Source organism: Pseudomonas sp. GM24, from assembly GCF_000282235.1.
Lineage (GTDB): Bacteria > Pseudomonadota > Gammaproteobacteria > Pseudomonadales > Pseudomonadaceae > Aquipseudomonas.
This window is the reverse complement of the sequence record NZ_AKJR01000014.1, coordinates 25,331-47,785: the sequence shown is the minus strand read 5'-3', so window position 1 is coordinate 47,785 and position 22,455 is coordinate 25,331. Positions and strand designations below refer to the sequence as shown.

Genomic DNA, 22,455 nt, shown 5'->3' with positions numbered 1-22,455 from the left:
GCGGATCAAAGATGAATGACGGCCAGATCCAGTCGACCGTAATCCCCTTCGCTGTGTTCGCTGCGTGGCGGAACGTGATGGGTTTTCATGATCTGGTCGCCTTGCAGGGTTTCCAGATGAATGTCGAAGCCCCACAGGCGATGCAAGTGTTTGAGCACTTCTTCGGTGGAGTCGCCCAATGGTTTGCGGTCGTGCTGTTGGTGACGCAAGGTCAGTGAGCGATCACCGCGTCGATCGATGCTGTAGATCTGCACGTTCGGCTCACGATTGCCGAGGTTGTACTGCGCAGCAAGGGTTTCGCGAATGATCCGGTAGCCGGGTTCGTCATGAATCGCAGGTACCAACAAGTCGTCCTTCTGATCGTCATCCATGATGCTGAACAGTTTCAGGTCACGGATCACCTTTGGCGACAGATACTGCAGGATGAAACTCTCATCCTTGAAGCTGCTCATGGCGAATTTGATGGTCGACAGCCAGTCGCTCCCGGCAATTTCCGGGAACCAGTGACGATCTTCTTCGGTAGGTTCTTCACACATGCGCCGGATGTCCCGATACATCGCGAAGCCCAGCGCGTAGGGGTTGATCCCGTTGTAGTAGGGGCTGTCGAAACCCGGTTGAAACACCACGCTGGTGTGCGACGTCAGGAACTCCATCATGAAGCCATCGGTGACCAGCCCTTCATCGTAGAGGTCGTTCATCAGCGTGTAGTGCCAGAACGTCGCCCAGCCTTCGTTCATCACCTGGGTCTGACGTTGTGGATAGAAATACTGAGCGATCTTGCGCACGATCCGCACGATTTCACGCTGCCACGGCTCCAGCAACGGCGCATGTTTCTCGATGAAATACAGGATGTTTTCCTGCGGCTCGGCCGGGAAACGCGCGTTGTCCCTGTCGCTGTACTTGTCTGCGCCTTTGGGAATGGTGCGCCACAGATCGTTGATCTGTTTCTGCAGGTGTTCTTCGCGATCTTTCTGCCGCCGGCGCTCCTCTTCGGCGGAAATTGGATACGGACGTTTGTAGCGATCGACGCCGTAGTTCATCAACGCATGGCAGGAGTCGAGCAGGTCTTCCACCGCATCGATGCCATGGCGCTCTTCGCACTGCATGATGTACTGCTTGGCGAACACCAGGTAATCGATGATCGAACTCGCGTCGGTCCAGGTGCGAAACAGGTAGTTGCCCTTGAAGAAGCTGTTGTGGCCGTAGCACGCGTGCGCCACCACCAGCGCCTGCATGCAGATGGTGTTTTCCTCCATCAGATAGGCAATGCACGGATCGGAGTTGATCACGATTTCGTAGGCCAGGCCCATCTGCCCACGGCTGTAGGATTTTTCGGTGCTGAGAAAATGTTTACCGTAAGACCAGTGGTGATAGCCCAGCGGCATGCCCACCGAGGCGTACGCGTCCATCATCTGCTCGGCGGTGATCACTTCGATCTGGTTGGGGTAGGTATCCAGCGCATAGCGGGCCGCGATCCGGGCAATTTCGCGGTCGTAGGTCTGGATCAGCTCGAACGTCCATTCGGAGCCGGTGGAAATGGGTTGGCGCTTCTGCTCTTTGGCGGTCATGTCACTAACCTGCGCTGGAAGAGTTCACGGAAGACCGGATAGATATCCCCGGCCGAGACCAGTTGTTGTTGGGCAAAAGTGTCAGAAAAGGCTTCGGCGATGCGTTCGTACTCGTACCACAAGGCCTGATGTTCGCGCGGGGTGATCTCCACGTAAGTGTAGTACTGCACAAACGGCATGATCTGGTTGATCAGAATGTCACGGCAGATCGGCGAATCATCGTTCCAGTTGTCGCCATCGGAAGCCTGAGCCGCGTAGATGTTCCATTCATTGCTCGGATAGCGCTCGGCCATGATCTCTTGCATCAGCTTCAGGGCACTGGAAACGATGGTGCCGCCGGTTTCCCGCGAGTAGAAAAACTCTTCTTCATCGACTTCCCGGGCACTGGTGTGGTGGCGGATGAACACCACGTCGATCTTGTCGTAGTTTCGTTTCAGGAACAGGTACAAGAGGATGAAAAAGCGTTTGGCAATGTCCTTGGTCGCCTGGGTCATGGAGCCGGAGACGTCCATCAGGCAGAACATCACCGCTTTAGAGCTGGGGTTGGGCTGTTTGATCAGCAGGTTGTACTTCAAGTCGAATGTATCGAGAAACGGTACGCGATGAATGCGCGCGCTGAGTTTTTCGATTTCCGCCTCGAGTTCCTGAATATCGCCGAAGTTGTCCGGCTCTTCGCGTCTCAGCCGTTCAAGTTCTTCTTTGACTTCGCGCAGTTTCGCCCGGCTGCTGCCGGACAGAGCGATACGCCGTGCGTGCGCCGAGCGCAAGGTGCGAATGATGTTGATGCGTGACGGGTTGCCCTCGTTGCTGATCCCGGCGCGCACGGTTTTAAAGGTGTCGGTACCGCTGAGGTTGCGCTTGACCAGGTTCGGCAGCTCAAGGTCTTCGAACATGAATTCGAGAAATTCTTCCTGGGTGATCTGGAAGACAAACTCGTCCATGCCCTCGCCGGAATTGCCGGCCTTGCCCGGGCCGCGTCCGCCGCCACCTCCCGGCGGGCGGGCGATATGTTCGCCAGCGGTGAATTCCTTGTTGCCGGGATGAACCACGGTCTGCTTACCGCCACGGCCGTGGTGAAGCACCGGTTCGTCGATATCGCGACCGGGAATGCTGATCTGTTCGCCGTGTTCCATATCGGTAATGGAACGCCGGCTGACCGCCTCTTCGACGGCCTTCTTGATGTGGTCACGGTAGCGCCGCAGGAAACGCTGGCGGTTTACCGTGCTCTTGTTCTTGCCATTGAGACGTCGGTCGATCACATAACTCATAGGAAGCCCTCCGGGCAGCTTCAAGTTGTGAGCTTCAAGCTGCAAGTAAAAGCAGGTTCCCGGGCATCAGTGGGTTACGCGCTTTGTTCTTGCAGCTTGTAGCTAGAAGCTTGCAGCTGCTTCACTGCGACTTCCGTACCCGCAGGTACCATTCGGAAAGAAGCCGTACCTGTTTGTCGGTGTAGCCGCGTTCGACCATTCGAGTGACGAAGTCGTTGTGCTTTTGCTGATCCTCTTTGCTGGCCTTGGCATTGAAGCTGATGACTGGCAGCAGATCTTCGGTGTTCGAGAACATTTTCTTCTCGATGACCACCCGCAGTTTTTCGTAGCTGAGCCAGGTCGGATTCTTGCCGTTGTTGTTGGCCCGCGCGCGCAGGACGAAGTTGACGATTTCATTGCGGAAATCCTTCGGATTGCTGATGCCGGCCGGTTTTTCGATTTTCTCGAGTTCTTCGTTCAGGGCGACGCGGTTGAGGATCTCGCCGGTTTCCGGATCGCGGTATTCCTGATCCTGAATCCAGAAGTCCGCGTAGAGCACGTAGCGGTCGAAGATGTTCTGGCCGTACTCGCTGTAAGACTCGAGGTAGGCGGTCTGGATCTCCTTGCCGATGAATTCGATATAACGCGGTGCCAGGTATTCCTTCAGATAGCGCAGATAGCGCTCGCGGGTTTCGGCCTGGAATTGTTCCTGTTCGATCTGTTGCTCAAGTACGTAGAGCAGGTGCACCGGGTTGGCGGCGATTTCATGCGGATCGAAGTTGAACACCTTGGAGAGAATCTTGAAGGCGAAGCGGGTCGACAGACCGTTCATGCCTTCATCGACACCGGCTGAGTCGCGGTATTCCTGAATCGACTTGGCCTTCGGATCGGTGTCTTTGAGGTTTTCGCCGTCGTAGACGCGCATTTTCGAATAGATGTTGGAGTTTTCCGGTTCCTTGAGGCGTGACAGGACGGTGAACTGGGCCAGCATCTTCAAGGTGTCGGGCGCGCAATGCGCTTTGGCCAAAGAACTGTTGAACAGCAATTTGTCGTAGATCTTCACCTCGTCACTGACGCGCAGGCAGTACGGCACTTTGACGATGTAGATCCGGTCGATGAACGCTTCGTTATTCTTGTTGTTGCGGAAGGTGTGCCATTCCGATTCGTTGGAGTGGGCAAGCAGGATCCCGGTGAACGGAATCGCGCCGAGACCTTCGGTACTGTTGTAGTTGCCTTCCTGGGTCGCGGTCAGCAACGGATGCAGCACCTTGATCGGTGCCTTGAACATTTCGACGAATTCCATCAGGCCCTGGTTGGCCCGGCACAGCGCACCGGAGTAGCTGTAGGCGTCGGCGTCGTTCTGTGGGTATTCCTCGAGTTTGCGGATGTCGACCTTACCGACCAGGGCCGAGATGTCCTGGTTGTTCTCGTCACCCGGTTCGGTTTTGGCCACGGCGATCTGGTTGAGGATCGACGGGTACAGCTTGACCACGCGGAACTGGCTGATATCGCCGCCGAACTCGGCCAGGCGTTTGGTGGCCCATGGCGACATGATGGTGTTCAGGTAGCGCCGTGGAATGCCGAAGTCTTCCTCGAGGATCGCGCCATCTTCGGTGGCGTTGAACAGACCCAGTGGCGATTCGAATACCGGCGAGCCCTTGATCGCATAGAAGGGCACTTTTTCAATCAGTTGTTTCAGCTTCTCGGCCAGCGACGATTTACCACCGCCGACAGGGCCGAGCAGATAGAGGATTTGTTTCTTCTCTTCCAGGCCTTGGGCGGCATGGCGGAAATACGAGACGATCTGGTCGATGCATTCTTCCATCCCGTGGAAGTCTTCAAAGGCCGGATAGCGGCGGATCACCTTGTTGGAGAAGATGCGTGACAGCCTCGAATTGGTCGAGGTGTCGAGCAGTTCCGGTTCGCCGATGGCCAGCAATAGACGCTCGGCAGCGGAAACGTAGGCGCTACGGTCTTTCTTGCACAGCTCCAGGTACTCTTGCAGCGAGAGTTCTTCCTGGCGTGTGGACTCGAAGCGTTGTTGGAAGTGGCTAAAGATACTCATGACGTCACCTCGCTCGATACGTGGAGCCGACGCCGGATCACTCAGTCGATGCTGGCAAGCAGCCGCAGTAGCAGCCGATTGTTTACCCCCCAGAACACTTTCACGATCGACAATCGTGAAAGTCACTCCCGATGACCCGTGCGCCGGTGTACCGGCTCTCCCCTGTTTTGGATGGCCTGGGCTTAAGGATAGTTGGGAATTCGGGAGGTAAAGGCGAGATACGTAATTATGTGTGGCAAGACCGTTCGTCTGCCCGCGCAGGCCCACGGCAGCCGGGGCCTGCGCGTTGCAAAAAAATTATTCGGCGGTGCCTTGGGCAGTTTCCGCAGGAAACGTCGTACGCCACAACTCAAAGCCACCGTCCATGCTGTAGACGTCGGAGAAGCCTTGGCTGATCAGGTACGCCGCTGCGCCCTGGCTGGAATTGCCGTGATAGCAGACGACCACGGTCGGTGCATCAAGGTCGGCGCCTTGAATAAAGGCGTGCAGCGAATGATTGTCCAGATGCTTCGAGCCGCTGATGTGCAGGGCGGCAAAAGTCGCCGGGTCGCGCACGTCGACCACGACAGCACCTTGTTCACGCAGGGCCTGGGCCTGTTCCGGGGGGATTCGTTTGAATTCGCTCATGGCGGGTTCCTGTTGCTCGGCTGAAAGCGCAGTCTAACGCGGGACGCTGACTGGCGAAGTTTCGGAGATAAGTGGTGCGACGGTCGGGGCGAGGCCGCCATGTTCATCGCATTTGCACGACAGGCGTTCACCGCTGTCGACGTTCATCAGGGTCAGGCTGCCGCCCCAGACACAACCGGTATCCAGCGCCGAAATACCCGGTTCATGGATATTGCCCTCGAGTGCCGCCCAGTGGCCGAAGATGATGCGCAAGCCTTTGGTCTTGCGGTCCCGGTGCTGGAACCACGGTTTGTAGCCGGGCGGGGCGGTGTCGAGGCCTTCCTTGCTCTTGAGGTCGAGCTTGCCTTCGGCGGTGCAGAAGCGCATCCGCGTGAAATAGTTGGTGATGACGCGCAGACGGGCTACGCCCTTGAGGTCGTTGTCCCACTTCGCCGGCTCGTTGCCGTACATGCCGTCGAGGTAGGCAGGCAACATGTTGTCGTCACGCAGGGCGGTCTCGACTTCGTCTGCGCACTTCAAGGCCCGGCGCAGCGACCACTGGGGTGGAATGCCAGCGTGGACCATGGCGACATCGCGCTGCTCGTCGTAGTGCATGAGCTTTTGTTGCCGCACCCACTCCAGCAGTTCGGCGCTGTCCGGCGCTTCGAGAATCTCGCGCAGGGTATCGGACTTCTTCAGGCGCTCGATGTTTCTAGCCGCAGCCAGCAGGTGCAGGTCGTGATTGCCCAGAACGCAGACCAGCGACTCGCGCATGCCATATAGAAAGCGCAGGGTTTCCAGCGATTGCGGGCCACGGTTGACCAGATCGCCGACCAGCCACAGACGATCGAGTGTCGGGTCGAATGCCACTTGCTTGAGCAGGCACTTGAGCGGTTCGAGGCAGCCTTGCAGGTCGCCGACGGCATACGTCGTCATCAGTGCAAGGCTCCGGGCACCGCCAGACGGAAAGGTTTGATGATGGCGTCGAAATGTTTGCCATCGTCGGCAACCATTTCGTAGGTGCCCTGCATGGTGCCGACCTTGGTGGTCATCACTGTGCCGCTGCTGTAAGTGTGGCTCTGGCCGGCATCAATCAACGGTTGCTGACCGACCACGCCTGCACCGCGCACTTCTTCGACATGGCCGTCACCGTCGGTGATTACCCAATGCCGCGACATCAGGCGTGCGGGTTGCTCGCCATTGTTCTGCACGGTGATGGTGTAGGCGAAGGCGAAGCGGTCGTGCTCGGGTTGCGATTGGTCTGCCAGATAGCGGGTAACGACGCTGACATCGACCTGGTAACGGGAATCGGACATGCAAGAGGCCTTAAACGAAGCGGAACGCGGGGCGTAGCTGATGGGGAGTCAGTCTAGGCAAGTATCGGGCAGTAAACCAGAGTGGCGTCCTGCCCGATAGCGTTCATCGTTTATCAGTCAGCGGCGGGGGAGGCCGGAACCTGAATGGCGAGCTGGTCGGCGAGGCGTACGAACGCGGCCAGATCCAGTTGCTCCGGACGCAGGCTGCCATCGACGCCGGCGGCTTCGATTTCAGCGTTGCTGAGCAATTGCTTGAGGGTGTTGCGCAAGGTTTTGCGGCGTTGGTTGAACGCTTCGCGCACCACGCGCTCCAGCAGCTTGTGATCCTTGGCCGGGTGCGGCAGTACGGCGTGAGGCACCAGACGGACGATCGCCGAGTCGACTTTCGGCGGAGGATTGAACGCGCCCGGGCCAACGTTGAACAGGTGCTCTACACGGCAGTGGTACTGAACCATGATCGACAGGCGACCCCAGTCACCGCCACCCGGGCCTGCGGCCAGACGCTCGACCACTTCTTTCTGCAGCATGAAGTGCATGTCGCGAATGATGCCAGCGTTGTTCAGCAGGTGAAAAATCAGCGGCGTGGAAATGTTGTACGGCAGGTTGCCGACCACTCGCAGGCTGTTCGGCGCCGCATTGAGCGTGTTGAAGTCGAACTTCAGCGCATCGCCCTGATGCAGGTTGAAATTGCTCTTGCCGGCAAACTGCTGGTTGAGGATCGGGATCAGGTCCTTGTCCAGTTCCACCACGTCGAGTTGCGCGCCGGAACTGAGCAGGCCGGCGGTCAATGCGCCTTGGCCCGGGCCGATTTCCAGCAGGCGATCTTCAGACTTGGCGCTGATGGAGCGCAGGATGCGGTCAATAACGCCGGCATCGTGCAGGAAGTTCTGGCCAAAGCGTTTGCGCGCCTTGTGTTGGTATTGCTCGGTCATAAACGGGTCTCGGCCATCTGGTAGGCGGTTTCCAGGGCGACTTGCAGGCTGCCGGTGTCGATCTTGCCGCTGCCGGCCAGATCCAGGGCGGTGCCGTGGTCGACCGACGTGCGGATGATCGGCAGACCCAGGGTCACGTTGACGGCAGCGCCGAAGCCTTTGTACTTGAGCACAGGCAGGCCCTGGTCGTGGTACATCGCCAGCACTGCGTCGCAGTGCTCCAGATATTTGGGGGTAAACAGAGTGTCGGCAGGCAGCGGGCCACGAAGGTCCATGCCCTCGCCGCGCAGGCGCTCTAATGTCGGTTCAATGATGTCGATTTCTTCATGGCCCAGGTGGCCGCCTTCACCGGCGTGCGGGTTGAGCCCGCAGACCAGGATGCGTGGCTGGGCGATGCCGAATTTGTGTTGCAGGTCGCTGTACAGAATCCGCGTCACGCGCTCCAGCCGTTCTGGTGTGATCGCGTCGGCAATCTCGCGCAGGGGCAGGTGAGTGGTGACCAGTGCCACGCGCAAACCACGCGTGGCGAGCATCATCACCACTTGTGCGGTATGAGTCAGGTCGGCGAGGAATTCCGTGTGCCCGGAAAAGGCGATGCCTGACTCGTTGATCACGCCCTTGTGCACAGGGGCGGTGATCATCCCGGCGAAGTCGCCGTTGAGGCAACCGTTGCCGGCGCGGGTCAGGGTTTCGAGGACGAACGCAGCGTTGGCCTTGTCCAGTTGCCCGGCAACCACGGGGGCGCTGAGCGGCGTATCCCAGACATACAGGCTGTTGGCGGGCGCCGGAGCGTCCGGCCAGTGATCAGGCGCAACATCCAGCAAAGTGACAGCCAGCCCCAGCTGCGCGGCCCGCTCAAGGAGCAAGTCGCGGCTGGTGATGGCAATCAGGGGATGTGGCTGGGCTTGCGAGGCGAGCAGCAGGCACAGGTCGGGACCGATGCCGGCTGGTTCGCCGGGTGTCAGCGCGAAACGCTGGGGTTTCACTGCGCTGCCTGGTCTGCACCAGGGAGTTTGATCTCTACGTACGCTTCGTCACGGATCTGACGCAGCCAGGTTTGCAGCTCTTCGTCGTATTTGCGGTTACGCAGTACGGTCATGGCTTGCTGCTCACGGGCCTGTTCAGTGCTGTCGGTGGCGCGACGGCCAAGGACTTCGAGAACGTGCCAGCCATATTGGGTCTGGAACGGCTTGGACAGCTGACCTTGTGGGGTCTTGGCCATCACTTCGCGGAATTCCGGAACCAGTGCGTTCGGGTCGATCCAGTTCAGGTCGCCGCCGTTAAGCGCCGAGCCTGGGTCTTCGGAGTAACTTTTGGCCAGAGTGGCGAAATCTTCGCCGGCCAGAATGCGCTCGTACAAGGATTGAACCAGCGCCTTGGTCTTCGCTTCATCGCGAATCGGGCTCGGCTTGACCAGAATGTGACGTACATGCACTTCATCGCGCATCTGCGCTTCGCCACCGCGTTTTGCCAGCAGCTTGAGGATGATGAAGCCACCCGGTGTGCGGGCAGGTTGAGTGATGTCGCCGACGGCCATGCTGCTCAACTCGCGGTCGAACGGCGGTGGCAGTTGCGCGGCTTTACGCCAGCCCATGTCGCCGCCTTCCAGCGCGTTGTCGCTGCCGGATTTGGCAACGGCCATCTGGCCGAAGTCAGCGCCTTGCTTGAGCTGCTGGTAAACCTCCATGGCCTGACGGGCTGCACTTTGAATGGCTTCAGAGTTGGCGCTTTCCGGCGTCGGGATCAGGATGTTGGCCAGGTGCAGTTCTTCGGACAGTTGCATTTTGCCCAGGTCGGAGGCGAGGAAGTTTTTCACTTCCTGTTCGGAAACCTGAATGCGTTCTGCCACGCGACGCTGACGCACACGGCTGATGACCATCTCGCGCTTGATCTGCTCACGGGCGTCGTCATAGTTCAGACCGTCGCGAGCCAGGGCGGAGCGGAACTGCTCAACAGTCATGTTGTTGCGCTGAGCAATGGTGCCGACCGCCTGGTTCAGCTCTTCGTCAGTGATGCGGATGCCAGAGCGTTCGCCGATCTGCAGTTGCAGGTTTTCGACGATCAGGCGCTCGAGCACCTGTTGATCCAGTACGCCAGGAGGTGGCAGGCCACCGCCACGCTTGGCGATGGTCTGCTGAACTTCGTGGACACGTTGGTCCAGTTGGCTCTGCATGACCACGTCGTTGTCGACGATCGCTACCACTTTGTCGATGGATTGAACTGCGGCGTTAGCCGCAGTACCCAGGAACAGCGCGCCCAGCATCAGCGGGCGCAGACAATCAGAAAGCTTGGTCTTCACGTTCACGATAACCTTGAATGCCTTTGTCGAGGAAGCTCTCTACCTTGGCGCCGGTGAGGCCGCCGAGTCCCTTCAGAACAATTTGGAGGAAGACGCCATGGTCGCCTTTTTCGTTTTGCGGAGCATCCTGGCTGAACTCGTCATAGGAAACCCAGTAACGGTTGATCAGGCGCAACTTCCAGCAGCAGTTGTCGTACTCGAAACCACCGAAGGCTTCCAGGGTACGGTTGCGGTTGTAGTCGTACTGCCAGCGGCTGATCGCGTTCCACTGCGGAACGATCGGCCAGATGACCGAGAAGTCATGCTGCTGGATCTTGTAGTAGTCCTTCACATAGCCAGCTGTGCCAGGTGTGCCGTAGTCGCCACCCATCTGCCACTTGCCCGTTGTCTGGTCGTAGCGGATCTGGTCGTTGCGATAGCGATAGCCGGCATTGATAACCTTGTTCGGGTTGTCTTCAGGCTGATAGTGGAACATCGCACTGCCGGAACGCGGGCTGCGGCTGTCCGGATCCCAGTTGTAGTCGGCAGTGGTGCGCCAGTCGCGGTTCCAGCGGTATTCGTATTCAAGCGCATACGGAGACACATTGGAGTGCGCGTCGTCGCGGGTTTTCGCGTCGATACCTGGCAGTTGAACTTCACGATCCTTGAAGTACAGGGCCTGGCCGACACTGATGCGTTGACGCTCGAACCCGTCGTCTTCGATCCAGCGGCTGGTCACGCCCAGCGACAGTTTGTTCTCGTCGCCGACACGGTCGGAGCCTGCGAAGCGGTTATCACGGAACAGCGACGCATAGTTGAAGGTGTATTCGCTGGTGTCGAACACCGGGATATCGTTCTGGTCTTTCTCGGGTACATAGAGATAGAACAGGCGCGGTTCCAGGGTCTGGCGATAGTTCTTGCCGAAGAACGACGTGTTGCGGTCGAAGTACAGGCCGCTGTCGATACTGGCGATCGGGACGCCACGGTTTTGCGAGCTGCTGTACTTCTCACCCAGCGCCGAAGCGCCGTTGCGGTTAGTCACCAGGTCGTCTTTACCTTGTCCGTCGAGATCCAGATCGTACTGGGTGTACTGATACTTGAGCGATGGCTTCAGGAAGCCATAGGTCCAGTTCATCGGCAGGCTGACACCCGGTTTCAGGTTCAAACGATCGCCGTTGGCGCGAGCCAGGCCTGCTACGTTGGTATCAAGGCGCGATGATGAATTGCCATTTTCATCGATGAAATTGCCGGTTTTCAGATCACGATCAAACCGCACCAACTCGGTCTCGTAATCGAAGTCCAGGCCTTGCGGATGATACGGCAGCTGACCATTGAAGGTGATCTGCGGCAGGCGGCCATACGGCGTGATGCTCGCAACGGTCGCCAATTGGTACTGCTGGGCATTCAAGCGAGCGGTGTAGCTGTCACCCCGATAGCTGATCGAACCTTGCTGGTTCACGAAGTCGCTGGACTTCACGCCAATCTGATCGGTCTGCAGATCCTGGAAGTAATACGGATCGCTGATCTTGGTGTAGTCGACTTCAGTGAACACACGGGAGTCGAGACCGCCCTTGTGCTGCCAGTTGTACATGTAGCGGGTTTTTTCGTAGTCGGTCTGCTTGCTGCGCTCGGTATCGTCATCGTTCAGATACGCGGCACCGAACTGACCTTCACTCGACTTGGTCAGGTAACGGAATTCGCCTTCCACCAGCATGCCGCGCTTGCTCATGTAGCGCGGGTACAACGTGGCGTCGTAGTTCGGCGCCAGGTTGAAGTAGTACGGCGTGACCAGCATGAAGCCGGTGTCGCTGCCGCTGCCGATGGTCGGCGGCAGGAAGCCCGACTGACGACGGTCGTCGATCGGGAAATAGATGTACGGCGTGTACAGAATCGGAATGTCTTTAACGCGCAACGTCACGTTGGTCGCGGTACCGAAACCGGTGGCCGGGTTCAAGGTGATGTTGTTGCCCTTGAGCTGCCAGGCATTGCTGTTCGGTTCGCACGTGGTGTACGTGCCGTCCTTCAAGCGAATGATCGCGTTCTCGGCACGTTTGGCGTACAGCGCATTACCGCGGATACGCGATTTGTGCATCACGTATTCGGCGTTGTCGACTTTCGCTTCACCGGTGTCGAGCTGCACGTCGGCGTGGTCGCCGACGATCAGCGCACCGTTGTCGCGGATGCGTACATCGCCATTGAGTTCGGCGCGGCTCTCGGCCTGATACAGGCTGGCCTCGTCGGATTCGACCTGCATGCTGCCCTGACGCAGAACGACATCGCCGGCCAGCGTACCGACTTGATCATCGGTGTTATAGCGCGAGGCTTTTGCGCCGATAAAGGTCGGTGCATCGCTTTTATTCGTCTTGTCATTCATGCCAGGACGAATCGGTTCGATATAGGCACCAGAGCAGTAAGGCCCGGTCTCGGCCAATTGGGCGGCGGTGAGCTTCTCGCGCGGAACCCAGTCGAGGTGACTGAAGTCTTCGCTACGGGATTTCAGACCGCGGCCCTTGGCTTCGGTGACCAGCGCCGTTTTAGGGGCTGTGTCGGCAACCGAACCGTTCTCGGTCGCGGCTTCGCCGGTAGCGCTGACGGCACTGCCGTCATGCACTGGGCGCGGCGGCAACGCAGCAGCGGTTGATTTGGGCGCACAGGCCCAACCACCCGAAGCCGAGACGGAGCAGTCATACTGCTCGGCGGCAACAACGAATTGACTGGCCAGAGGTTGCATAGCCAGCAGACTGCCGGTTACCAACAACGGAAATTTTTTACGAAACGCGGGGGATTTCAATGCCATCTTATTAGTCCGGGCTTCCTGCGTGCCATCTGCCCGCGGTGTGGGCCGCACGCCTCTCGATGGTCTGAAAAAGATGCTGGATAATAAAGCATGACCCGCTTGACGGCTAGCGCCGTCGGAGACCCTTGCAATGCCTGACCAAGATGTACGCTTGCAACACCTGAAAGTTTGGCTCGATGAGCAGTTGGCAATCCTGTTTGCAGATCAGGGCTGGGGCACCGTGCCCCCGGCCACGTTGACCGCGGCCAGCAGCGACGCGAGTTTCCGCCGCTACTTCCGCTGGGAAGGCGAGGGTCGCAGCTTCGTCGTGATGGACGCGCCGCCGCCCCAGGAAAACTGCAAACCGTTCGTGGATATCGCTTTTTTGCTGGCGAAATCCGGAATAAATGTGCCGAAAATTTATGCCGAGGACCTTGAGCGTGGATTTCTTTTGCTCAATGACCTGGGTAACAAGACCTATCTCGACGTGATCGATGGCGAAAATGCCGACGCATTATTCAGTGATGCCCTGCAAGCGCTGCTGGCTTTTCAGCAATTGTTGATGGTCGCACCGTTGCCGAGCTACGACGTTGCCTTGCTGCGCCGAGAGCTGGAACTGTTCCCCGAGTGGTACGTGAAGCGTGAACTCGGTGTCGAATTCGACGCGACCCAGCAACAGCAGTGGCAGCAGGTCAGCGATCTGCTGATCGACAGCGCACTCGCGCAGCCCAAAGTGCTGGTGCACCGCGACTACATGCCGCGCAACCTGATGCTCAGCGAGCCGAACCCCGGTGTGCTGGATTTCCAGGATGCGGTCTACGGCCCGGTGACCTACGACGTGACCTGTCTGTTCAAGGATGCCTTTCTCAGCTGGCCTGAAGAGCGTGTGCGCGGCTGGCTGGAAAGCTACTGGCAGCAAGCCTCGGCACTGAATATCCCGGTGCAGCCGGACTTCGAAGACTTCCTGCGCGCCAGTGACCTGATGGGCGTACAGCGCCACCTGAAGGTCATCGGCATCTTCGCGCGCATTTGTCATCGTGATGGCAAGCCGCGTTATCTGGCCGACGTACCGCGTTTCTTCTCTTATATAGAGGCGGTGATTGCGCGTCGTCCTGAATTGGCAGAACTGCAAGCGCTGTTCACCAGCCTGCGGGGTGGAGCAACAGCATGAAGGCAATGATTCTGGCGGCAGGCAAAGGCGAGCGCATGCGCCCGCTGACCCTGACTACGCCGAAACCACTGGTGCGTGCCGGCGGTGTCCCACTGATCGAATATCACCTGCGGGCTCTCGCTGCCGCAGGGTTCAACGAGATCGTGATCAATCACGCCTGGCTCGGTCAGCAGATCGAAGATTATCTGGGCGACGGCTCGCAATTTGGCGTGAGCATTCAGTATTCGCCGGAAGGTGAGCCACTGGAAACCGGCGGCGGGATTTTCCGTGCGCTGCCGTTGCTCGGCGATGATGCGTTTCTGGTGGTGAACGGCGATATCTGGACCGATTACGACTTCAGCGTCCTGCACCAGCCGATCAACGGGCTCGCTCATCTGGTACTGGCGGACAATCCGGCGCACCACCCGCGCGGTGATTTCACACTGGTCGACGGCGAAGTGCACGACGGTCAGCCGGACGCTGCGACCCTGACTTACAGCGGCATCGCCGTATTGCATCCGCAACTGTTCGACGGCTGTACCGACGGTGCCTTCAAACTGGCGCCGCTGTTGCGTAACGCCATGGCGGCTGGCGAAGTCACGGGCGAACGTCTGAAAGGTCACTGGGTGGACGTCGGCACGCACGAGCGTCTGGCCGAAGCTGAAGCATTGATAGAAGCGAGTCGCTGACATGTTGTGGCCAGGGACTCTGATTGGAGCCGGAGCGGGTTTTGCGATTGCCAGCATTCCGGGGGCCATGCTTGGGGCATTGTTGGGGCAGGCGCTGGATCGGCGCCTGCACTTGCAAAGCTGGGGGCATTTGCGCGAAAAACTCGGCGGTCGGCCGATGTTGCGCAATGACGAACTGTTGTTTGTGCTGCTCGGGCGTCTGGCCAAAAGTGACGGTCGGGTCACTGACGGGCATATCCAGCAGGCGCGTAACGAAATGCGGGCGCTGGAAATGAGCGAGCCGGCTACGCGTCGGGCGATTGCCGCGTTCAATCGCGGCAAGTCCGGCAGCGACAATCTGCGCGGTTATCTACGGCGCCTGAGTGCGCAGCCGCATGCCGCCGAAGGTGTGTTGCGCGCCTGTTGGCGGATGGTCTGGGCCGATGGTCGCGCGGGTGTCAGTGAGCGTGAACTGCTGGCGCAATGGGGCAAGTGGCTGGGCTGGACGACGCATCAGGTGCAGGCACTGGCCAATGATTACGAACCGGGCAAACGACCGATCGTCAGCGCTGCTGTGAGTTATCAGGAGGCGATGCGTTTATTGGGCGTGTCGGCGTCCAGTGAACCGGCGCAGATCAAGCGCGCCTATCGGCGCCTGCTCAGTCGTCATCATCCGGACAAGATTGCCGGGTCGGGGGCGACGCCAGTGCAGGTGCGTGAAGCCACCGAAAAAACCCGTGAGCTGCACAATGCCTACACGTTGATTCGTGAGCGGCGGGATTTTCGCTAACCGTTAGATGTGTAGCGACTGCGCTGGCCTCTTCGCGAGCAGGCTCGCTCCCACCATGGACTGTGTACGCAGATCCATGTGGGAGCGAGCCTGCTCGCGAAGGGGGCGACTCGGTCTTTCTGTCAGTCCGTGTTCTGCGGGTTCAGCCAGCCACGCACCCGGCGGAACAACTGTTCCTGTTCAGCCTTGTTGTCCGGCAAAGCCTTGAGCGCGACCTGGCTGAACGCCGAGGTTTTCAAACGCTTGCTCGCCTGCATGCGCTCCAGCGCCGCATTGCGATCCAGCGGCTTGTCCATGTAGAAAATATCGGCGGTTGGCAGCTTCAGTGTCGGCGTCACTTCGGCCAGTGGCGGTTTGGCCTTGGCTGGCATCTGCGCATCGACCATGACGAACTTTTCTACCTGCGCCGTTTGTTTCTCGCTCAGGTATCGCGCGGCCCAATAGGCGCCAGTGCCGTGCCCAAGCACGACAATGCTGCGTGCGCTCTGCTGCTCGGCGTAAGCAATCGCGGCGTCGATGCGCGCGAAGATGCGTTCGGCGTCGGCCTTGGATTGCTCTTCAGTGGTTTCGGCGACCACCTGATCCGCCACTTCTGCTTCACCGCCAGCGGCTTGCTCGATCGGCTGCGCGGTGGTGGAGTCCTTGCTGCCGGACTCCGGGGCTTTCGGCACAGCGGGTGCCTCGACCACGCGCGGTGCAAAGGCGTCGCTTTGCAAGTCGGGCAGCGTAATACTCAGGCTGCTCCATTTTGCATCCGGCAGTTTGTGCCGCAACGGGCCGATTGCCTGCGGCCAGTCAGCGGTTTCGCCGGTGCCGGGGACGATGATCACTGCGCCTTTCGGTTCGGCAGTGTTGGCCGGTTTCCACAGGGCGAGGAAGGTGTCGGTACCGGCCTGCAACTGTTGCTGTTCTTGCGCCGGGACTTTACGTTCCAGTGCGGCGGCCTCTTCCTGACTACGCTCAAGCAGTGGCTGGCGTTCGGCCGGTTTTTCTTCGGCCGGTTTTTCCGCTGTGGCGGCGGGTGCCGGATCGGCGGCTTCGACGGAAAACGCACAAGGCAGGAGCAGCGACAGGCACAATGCTGGCATTGCCAGGCGGTAGACAGAGGGCATCGGTTATTCCAGGCCAGAAAGTATCCCGGCAGCCTAATGGGTTGGTCAGAATTTGTCAGTGTATGAGACTTCAATGAAGCGATTTTGCTGCCTGTGGGTTATCGGCTGTTTGTGGTTTCCCTTGATGGGCTGGGCGGCGCCTGCGCCGCCTTCTCATCTCGCACAGTTGTCGGCGAGCCAGCAGCAATGGCTGGCGCAACACAATGAATTGCGCGTCGGCCTGGTGTTGCAAGCCCCGTATGCGCAATACGACCGGCGCTTGCAACGGCTGTCGGGGGCCAACGTCGAGCTGATGAAGTTGCTGGCCAAGGTGCTCAATGTCGAACTGAGCTGGCGCAATTTTCAGGATCTCGCGCAATTGGACGCCGCCATGCGCGAGGGCGAGATCGATATCGCTCCGGGCCTGAGCCAGACCCCGAGTGCCCTGCGTCTGTGGCAGTTCTCTGATCCGTACATGCGCGTGCCGCAACTGGTGGTCAGCGACCAGAAGGCCAGTGGTGTGGTCGATCTGGAGAAGCTCGACAGCCAGATCCGCGTCGCCGTGCGCATGCCCAGCAGCACGGCTGATTACCTGCGCGGCAACTACCCCCATCTGAATCTGCAAGGTGTACCACTGGAGCGTCAGGCGTTGCAGTTGCTGTTGAGTCAGCAGGCCGCCTACGCCGTGGTCGATGAGGCGCAACTCGGGCGCTTGTCGGTAGAGCCTGAGTTCGCCGGGCTGGTGGTGGTCGGCGATATCGGCCTGCCACAACTGCTGCGCGTCGGCTCGCGCCGCGATTGGCCAGAGTTGGCCGGCATCCTTCAAAGTGCGCTGCGTGCCATCCCGGCCAAGGATCTGGAGCAGTTACACAACCAGTGGCTGCAACCGAAATATCCGCGACTCTCGGAGTCGCCGGGGTTCTGGCAAAACCTCAGCTTGTTGTTTGCAGTGATGCTGCTCAGTTGTGTCGCGATCGTGTTCTGGCAGCGTCGCCAACAGCACAGCCTCGAACAGCGATTGCTGGCCGCCCGGGAAGACATCGCCTTGCGCGCGGCCAACGAAGAAGCGCTGCGGTTGACGCAGTTCTCCATCGACCAAAGCACCGTCGGCATCCTTTGGGTCAACTGGGACAGCCATGTGCGCTACGCCAATCGCGCGGCGGAAATCATGCTCGGTTATCCCTCGGGCGGACTGATCGAACGGCCATTGATCGACTTCGAACCGGGTCTGCACATGGACCGCTGGCTCAATCTGTGGAAGCGCGCGCGGGCCAGTGAAGAAGGTCCGCTGAGTTTCGAAACCAGTTGCGTGCGGGCTGACGGCAGTATTTTGCCGGCGGATGTTTCGCTGAGTTTCCTGCGCTTTCGCGACAGTGAATACCTGGTGGTGTACCTCACCGACGTCACCGAGCGCCGTCGCGCCCTCGCCGCGTTGCAGGAAAGCGAGGCGCGTCTGCAAGGCATCGCCGCCAACGTGCCGGGATTGGTGTTTCGTCTGGAGCGCGCGCCGGTGACCGGGCAGATCGACTTTGCCTACATCAGCGAGGGCAGCGAAAGCCTGGTCGGTTACGCCCCGGCCACCATAGCCCATCGCGACATGGGTCTGCGCAGCCTGGTGCATCCCGACGATAAGGCGAGTTATCACCGCACTCAGGATCAGGCTCTGGACACCGACAGTGACTGGTCGTGGCAGGGTCGGATCCTCACGCGTCAAGGCCAGCAGCGCTGGGCCGAGATCAAGGCGATCACCCGGCAACTGGAGGATGGCGCCTATGTCTGGGACGGCATCGTCTGGGACATCACCGAGAGCAAGCGTATCGAGCTGGAACTGGCGGCCTCCCGTGAGCAACTGCGCGAACTGTCGGCGCACCTTGAGAGCGTGCGTGAAGAAGAGAAGGCGCGCATTGCCCGCGAGGTTCACGATGAACTGGGGCAGATGTTGACCGTGCTGAAGCTGGAAACATCGATGTGCGAGTTAGCCTACGCGCAACTCGATCCGGGGTTGAACGAGCGGTTGAACAGCATGAAACGCCTGATCGCTCAGTTGTTCCAGTTGGTGCGCGACGTGGCCACGGCGCTGCGACCGCCGATTCTCGATGCCGGGATTGCCTCGGCGATCGAGTGGCAGGCGCGGCGCTTCGAGGCGCGTACGCTGATCCCGTGTCTGGTGCAGGTACCGGATAATCTGCCGGTACTCAGTGATGCCAAGGCAATTGGCTTGTTCCGGATCTTGCAGGAGGCGCTGACCAATGTGATGCGCCATGCTCAGGCGCATACTGTGGAACTGACGTTGGCGCTGGAAGGCGATGAGTTATGTCTGACGGTCAGTGATGATGGCGTAGGATTTGTTCCCGCCAGCGGTCGACCGACTTCGTTTGGCCTGGTCGGCATGCGTGAGCGGGTGCTGATCATGGGCGGGCGGTTGGTGCTGGAGAGTGAGCCGGGGGAGGGCACCAGTCTGAATGTTTGGGTGCCGGTGAGTGAGGTTTGAAGATATGTGGTGTTTGGGCTGACGCTTTCGCGAGCAGGCTCGCTCCCACAGGGATTGCTGTGTACCTGAAATCTGGAGAAAAACGTGATCCGTGTACTGGTAGCCGAAGACCACACCATCGTCCGCGAAGGCATCAAGCAATTGATTGGCCTGGCCAAGGATCTGCAAGTAGTGGGCGAGGCGAGCAATGGCGAGCAATTGCTTGAGGCCCTGCGCAGCGTGCCATGCGAAGTGGTGCTGCTGGACATCTCCATGCCCGGGGTCAATGGCCTGGAGGCGATCCCGCGAATCCGTGCGCTGAACAATCCACCGGCGATCCTGGTGCTATCTATGCACGACGAAGCGCAGATGGCTGCGCGGGCGCTGAAGGTCGGCGCCGCCGGGTATGCGACCAAGGACAGTGACCCGGCGCTGTTGCTCACCGCCATTCGCAAAGTCGCGGCGGGTGGGCGATACATTGATCCGGATCTGGCGGATCGCATGGTGTTTGAAGTCGGCCTGACCGATGCACGGCCGCTGCATTCGTTGCTGTCCGAACGCGAGTTCTCGGTGTTCGAACGCCTGGCCCAGGGCGCCAACGTCAACGACATCGCCCAGCAACTGGCGCTGAGCAGCAAAACCATCAGCACCCACAAGGCGCGGCTGATGCAGAAGCTCAACATCACCTCGCTGGCCGAACTGGTCAAATACGCGATGGAACACAAACTCCTCTAAATGCACCACAAAACTCTGTGGGAGCTGGCTTGCCAGCGATGAGGGCATGTCAATCACATCAATGTCGGCTGATCCACCGCTATCGCTGGCAAGCCAGCTCCCACAGGTTTCGTTGTTTAACCCTGGATTGTGAGCATATCTGTTAGCGACAGGCGCTTTTGCTTGTTCTTGCAGCTTGCAGCTCAACCCTCGCCACTGCCTTATCCATTAGCGCCATCCTTGTAGGGCAATCCCTACCCCCAACCTTCCATCCGGCTGAGGCGATTCTCTCCTGCGCCCCGATTTGCGTGGCTGTCAGCAGCCACTAGGCTTAACCCACAAGCAGTCATCAACAACAAAGGTGTGGGTATGAGCCAGGTCGATACAAACGCAGGGGCCAGTGATGTGCTGGTCAGCTTTCGTGGAGTGCAGAAGAGCTACGACGGCGAGAACCTGATCGTCAAAGACCTCAACCTGGACATTCGCAAAGGCGAATTTCTCACCCTGCTCGGGCCGTCCGGTTCCGGCAAGACCACCAGCCTGATGATGCTCGCCGGTTTCGAAACGCCGACCGCTGGCGAGATCCTGCTGGCCGGGCGTTCGATCAACAACGTGCCGCCACACAAGCGTGATATCGGCATGGTGTTCCAGAACTACGCGCTGTTCCCGCACATGACCGTCGCCGAAAACCTTGCGTTTCCGCTGAGCGTGCGTGGCCTGAATAAGAGCGACGTCAACGACAAGGTCAAGAAAGTCCTCAGCATGGTCCAGCTCGATGCGTTTGCCTCGCGCTACCCGGCGCAGTTGTCCGGTGGTCAGCAGCAGCGTGTGGCGCTGGCCCGCGCGCTGGTGTTCGAACCGCAACTGGTGCTGATGGACGAACCCCTCGGTGCCCTCGACAAGCAACTGCGTGAACACATGCAGATGGAAATCAAACACCTGCACCAGCGCCTCGGCGTAACCGTGGTCTACGTGACCCACGATCAGGGCGAAGCGCTGACCATGTCCGATCGCGTTGCGGTATTCCATCAGGGCGAAATCCAGCAGATCGCCCCGCCGCGCACACTTTACGAAGAACCGAAAAATACCTTTGTTGCCAACTTCATCGGTGAAAACAACCGCCTTAACGGTCGCCTGTTGAGCCAGAACGGCGAGCGTTGCGTGGTCGAGTTGGGCCGTGGCGAAAAGGTCGAGGCGCTGGCGGTCAACGTCGGCCAGACCGGCGAACCGGTGACTTTGTCGATCCGTCCGGAGCGCATCAGTCTCAACGGTTCCAGTGATCAATGCGTTAACCGCTTCTCAGGGAGGGTGGCGGAATTCATCTATCTGGGCGACCACGTCCGGGTGCGCCTGGAAGTCTGCGGCAAGACCGACTTCTTCGTGAAACAGCCGATTGCCGAGCTCGATCCAGCGCTCGCGGTCGGTGACGTGGTTCCGCTTGGCTGGCAGGTCGAGCACGTACGCGCACTCGATCCTCTTCTAGAGGCGAACTGATCGCCCCGGCAATACCAACACCAACCCTGCACGTGGAGAGAACAATAAATGTTGAGATCCCTTAAGTTCACCGCCCTGACCCTGGGCCTGATGGGTGCGGCCAGCGCGATGGCCGCCGGCCCGGATTTGACCGTGGTGTCATTTGGCGGGGCGAACAAGGCCGCGCAAGTCAAAGCCTTCTATGCACCGTGGGAAGCGGCGGGCAACGGCAAGATCGTCGCTGGCGAGTACAACGGCGAAATGGCCAAGGTCAAAGCCATGGTCGACACCAAGAGCGTGTCGTGGGACTTGGTCGAAGTTGAATCGCCAGAGCTGTCCCGTGGCTGCGACGAAGACATGTTCGAACAACTCGACCCGGCGCTGTTCGGCAAGACTGAAGATTACGTCAAAGGCGCGATTCAGCCGTGCGGCGTGGGCTTCTTCGTTTGGTCGACCGTGTTGGCTTACAACGCCGACAAGCTGAAAACCGCCCCGACCAGTTGGGCGGATTTCTGGGACACCAAGAAATTCCCGGGTAAACGTGGCCTGCGCAAAGGCGCCAAATACACCCTCGAATTCGCTTTGATGGCCGATGGCGTAGCGCCGAAAGACGTCTACAAAGAGCTGGCGAGCAAGGGCGGCCAGGATCGCGCGTTCAAGAAGCTTGATGAGCTGAAGCCAAGCATTCAGTGGTGGGAAGCCGGCGCGCAACCGCCGCAATACCTCGCTTCCGGTGACGTGGTGATGAGCTCGGCCTACAACGGTCGCATCGCTGCCGTGCAAAAAGAATCCAATCTGAAAGTGGTGTGGAACGGCGGCATCTACGACTTCGACGCCTGGGCCATCCCGAAAGGTCTGGACGCCAAACGCGCGGAAGCGGCGAAGAAATTCATGGCCTTCTCGGTACAGCCGCAGCAGCAGAAGACCTACTCGGAAAACATCGCCTATGGCCCGGCTAACACCCAAGCCGTACCGCTGCTGGCCAAGGACGTCCTCAAAGACATGCCGACCACCCCGGAAAACATCGCCAACCAGGTGCAGATCGACGTCAGCTTCTGGGCTGACAACGGCGAGCAACTGGAGCAGCGCTTCAACTCCTGGGCTGCGAAGTAACCCGAGCATACGGGCCGACGGCTTTCCGGATGATCGTTCCCACGCTCTGCGTGGGAACGCCGCCCGGGACGCTCCGCGTCCCCGTGTGACGCAGAGCGTCACTGGATTCATTCCCACGCAGAGCGTGGGAACGATCAGTAGCAAAAGTTCGAGGTGGTATTCACCACCTCTGTAACGATCAAAGATTTGCGGAGTACG

General features: G+C 59.4%; 18 protein-coding genes. 7 read left to right on the top strand and 11 right to left on the bottom strand.

Going from position 1 to position 22,455, the window contains the following annotated elements; all coding sequences use genetic code 11:
- Positions 1–5: 5 nt before the first annotated feature.
- The 10 genes from PMI23_RS01530 to PMI23_RS01485 all read right to left on the bottom strand — a co-directional run bounded on the left by PMI23_RS01530 (position 6) and on the right by PMI23_RS01485 (position 12,809).
- Positions 6–1,568: a SpoVR family protein gene (locus tag PMI23_RS01530; protein WP_007910113.1), complete on the bottom strand. Its 1,563-nt coding sequence runs from the start codon at positions 1,566–1,568 to the stop codon at positions 6–8.
- Positions 1,565–2,836, bottom strand: a complete 1,272-nt coding sequence (locus PMI23_RS01525) for a YeaH/YhbH family protein (protein ID WP_007910114.1) — start codon at positions 2,834–2,836, stop codon at positions 1,565–1,567. The genes PMI23_RS01530 and PMI23_RS01525 overlap by 4 nt, the downstream gene beginning before the upstream one ends.
- A gap of 121 nt (positions 2,837–2,957) precedes the next feature.
- Entirely contained in the window at positions 2,958–4,880 is a 1,923-nt protein-coding gene (locus tag PMI23_RS01520) for a PrkA family serine protein kinase (protein ID WP_007910115.1), read from the bottom strand.
- 297 nt (positions 4,881–5,177) lie between these two features.
- Positions 5,178–5,507, bottom strand: coding sequence for a thiosulfate sulfurtransferase GlpE (gene glpE, locus PMI23_RS01515; RefSeq protein WP_007910117.1), 330 nt, complete (start codon positions 5,505–5,507; stop codon positions 5,178–5,180).
- A gap of 33 nt (positions 5,508–5,540) precedes the next feature.
- Positions 5,541–6,422 (bottom strand): symmetrical bis(5'-nucleosyl)-tetraphosphatase, encoded by an 882-nt coding sequence (locus PMI23_RS01510; RefSeq protein ID WP_007910125.1) that lies wholly within the window; start codon positions 6,420–6,422, stop codon positions 5,541–5,543.
- The gene (apaG, locus tag PMI23_RS01505; protein WP_007910127.1) at positions 6,422–6,802 is read right to left on the bottom strand and encodes a Co2+/Mg2+ efflux protein ApaG; all 381 of its coding nucleotides are present in this window, start codon (positions 6,800–6,802) and stop codon (positions 6,422–6,424) included. The genes PMI23_RS01510 and apaG overlap by 1 nt, the downstream gene beginning before the upstream one ends.
- A gap of 113 nt (positions 6,803–6,915) precedes the next feature.
- On the bottom strand, positions 6,916–7,734 hold the full coding sequence (rsmA, locus tag PMI23_RS01500) for a 16S rRNA (adenine(1518)-N(6)/adenine(1519)-N(6))-dimethyltransferase RsmA (protein WP_007910128.1): 819 nt from the start codon (positions 7,732–7,734) through the stop codon (positions 6,916–6,918).
- Positions 7,731–8,720: a 4-hydroxythreonine-4-phosphate dehydrogenase PdxA gene (pdxA, locus tag PMI23_RS01495; RefSeq protein ID WP_007910129.1), complete on the bottom strand. Its 990-nt coding sequence runs from the start codon at positions 8,718–8,720 to the stop codon at positions 7,731–7,733. Before pdxA ends, rsmA begins: the two co-directional genes overlap by 4 nt.
- Positions 8,717–10,033: a peptidylprolyl isomerase SurA gene (gene surA / locus PMI23_RS01490; RefSeq protein ID WP_045121567.1), complete on the bottom strand. Its 1,317-nt coding sequence runs from the start codon at positions 10,031–10,033 to the stop codon at positions 8,717–8,719. The genes pdxA and surA overlap by 4 nt, the downstream gene beginning before the upstream one ends.
- A complete protein-coding gene (locus tag PMI23_RS01485; protein WP_007910133.1) occupies positions 10,014–12,809 on the bottom strand; it encodes an LPS-assembly protein LptD in 2,796 nt (931 codons plus the stop codon). Before PMI23_RS01485 ends, surA begins: the two co-directional genes overlap by 20 nt.
- Positions 12,810–12,939: 130 nt before the next feature.
- Between PMI23_RS01485 and PMI23_RS01480 the strand changes: the two genes are divergently transcribed.
- Genes PMI23_RS01480 through PMI23_RS01470 form a run of 3 tightly spaced genes read left to right on the top strand, consistent with a single transcriptional unit; the run spans position 12,940 to position 15,396 of the window.
- Entirely contained in the window at positions 12,940–13,959 is a 1,020-nt protein-coding gene (locus PMI23_RS01480; protein WP_007910135.1) for an aminoglycoside phosphotransferase family protein, read from the top strand.
- Positions 13,956–14,627, top strand: coding sequence for an N-acetylmuramate alpha-1-phosphate uridylyltransferase MurU (murU, locus tag PMI23_RS01475; protein WP_007910138.1), 672 nt, complete (start codon positions 13,956–13,958; stop codon positions 14,625–14,627). The genes PMI23_RS01480 and murU overlap by 4 nt, the downstream gene beginning before the upstream one ends.
- A 1-nt stretch (position 14,628) precedes the next feature.
- The gene (locus PMI23_RS01470) at positions 14,629–15,396 is read left to right on the top strand and encodes a TerB family tellurite resistance protein (RefSeq protein WP_007910140.1); all 768 of its coding nucleotides are present in this window, start codon (positions 14,629–14,631) and stop codon (positions 15,394–15,396) included.
- A 122-nt stretch (positions 15,397–15,518) separates the two neighbouring features.
- Here PMI23_RS01470 and PMI23_RS01465 read toward each other — a convergent pair whose 3' ends face one another.
- Positions 15,519–16,508, bottom strand: a complete 990-nt coding sequence (locus tag PMI23_RS01465; protein WP_007910142.1) for an alpha/beta hydrolase family protein — start codon at positions 16,506–16,508, stop codon at positions 15,519–15,521.
- Positions 16,509–16,581: 73 nt separating this feature from the next.
- Here PMI23_RS01465 and PMI23_RS01460 point away from each other — a divergent pair, with 73 nt between their 5' ends.
- The 4 genes from PMI23_RS01460 to PMI23_RS01445 all read left to right on the top strand — a co-directional run bounded on the left by PMI23_RS01460 (position 16,582) and on the right by PMI23_RS01445 (position 22,257).
- A complete protein-coding gene (locus tag PMI23_RS01460; protein ID WP_007910147.1) occupies positions 16,582–18,978 on the top strand; it encodes a PAS domain-containing sensor histidine kinase in 2,397 nt (798 codons plus the stop codon).
- Between the two features lie 84 nt (positions 18,979–19,062).
- Positions 19,063–19,692 (top strand): response regulator, encoded by a 630-nt coding sequence (locus PMI23_RS01455; RefSeq protein ID WP_007910149.1) that lies wholly within the window; start codon positions 19,063–19,065, stop codon positions 19,690–19,692.
- 348 nt (positions 19,693–20,040) lie between these two features.
- Positions 20,041–21,165 (top strand): ABC transporter ATP-binding protein, encoded by a 1,125-nt coding sequence (locus PMI23_RS01450; protein WP_007910151.1) that lies wholly within the window; start codon positions 20,041–20,043, stop codon positions 21,163–21,165.
- A 48-nt stretch (positions 21,166–21,213) separates the two neighbouring features.
- Positions 21,214–22,257, top strand: coding sequence for an ABC transporter substrate-binding protein (locus tag PMI23_RS01445; protein ID WP_007910153.1), 1,044 nt, complete (start codon positions 21,214–21,216; stop codon positions 22,255–22,257).
- Positions 22,258–22,455 lie beyond the last annotated feature (198 nt).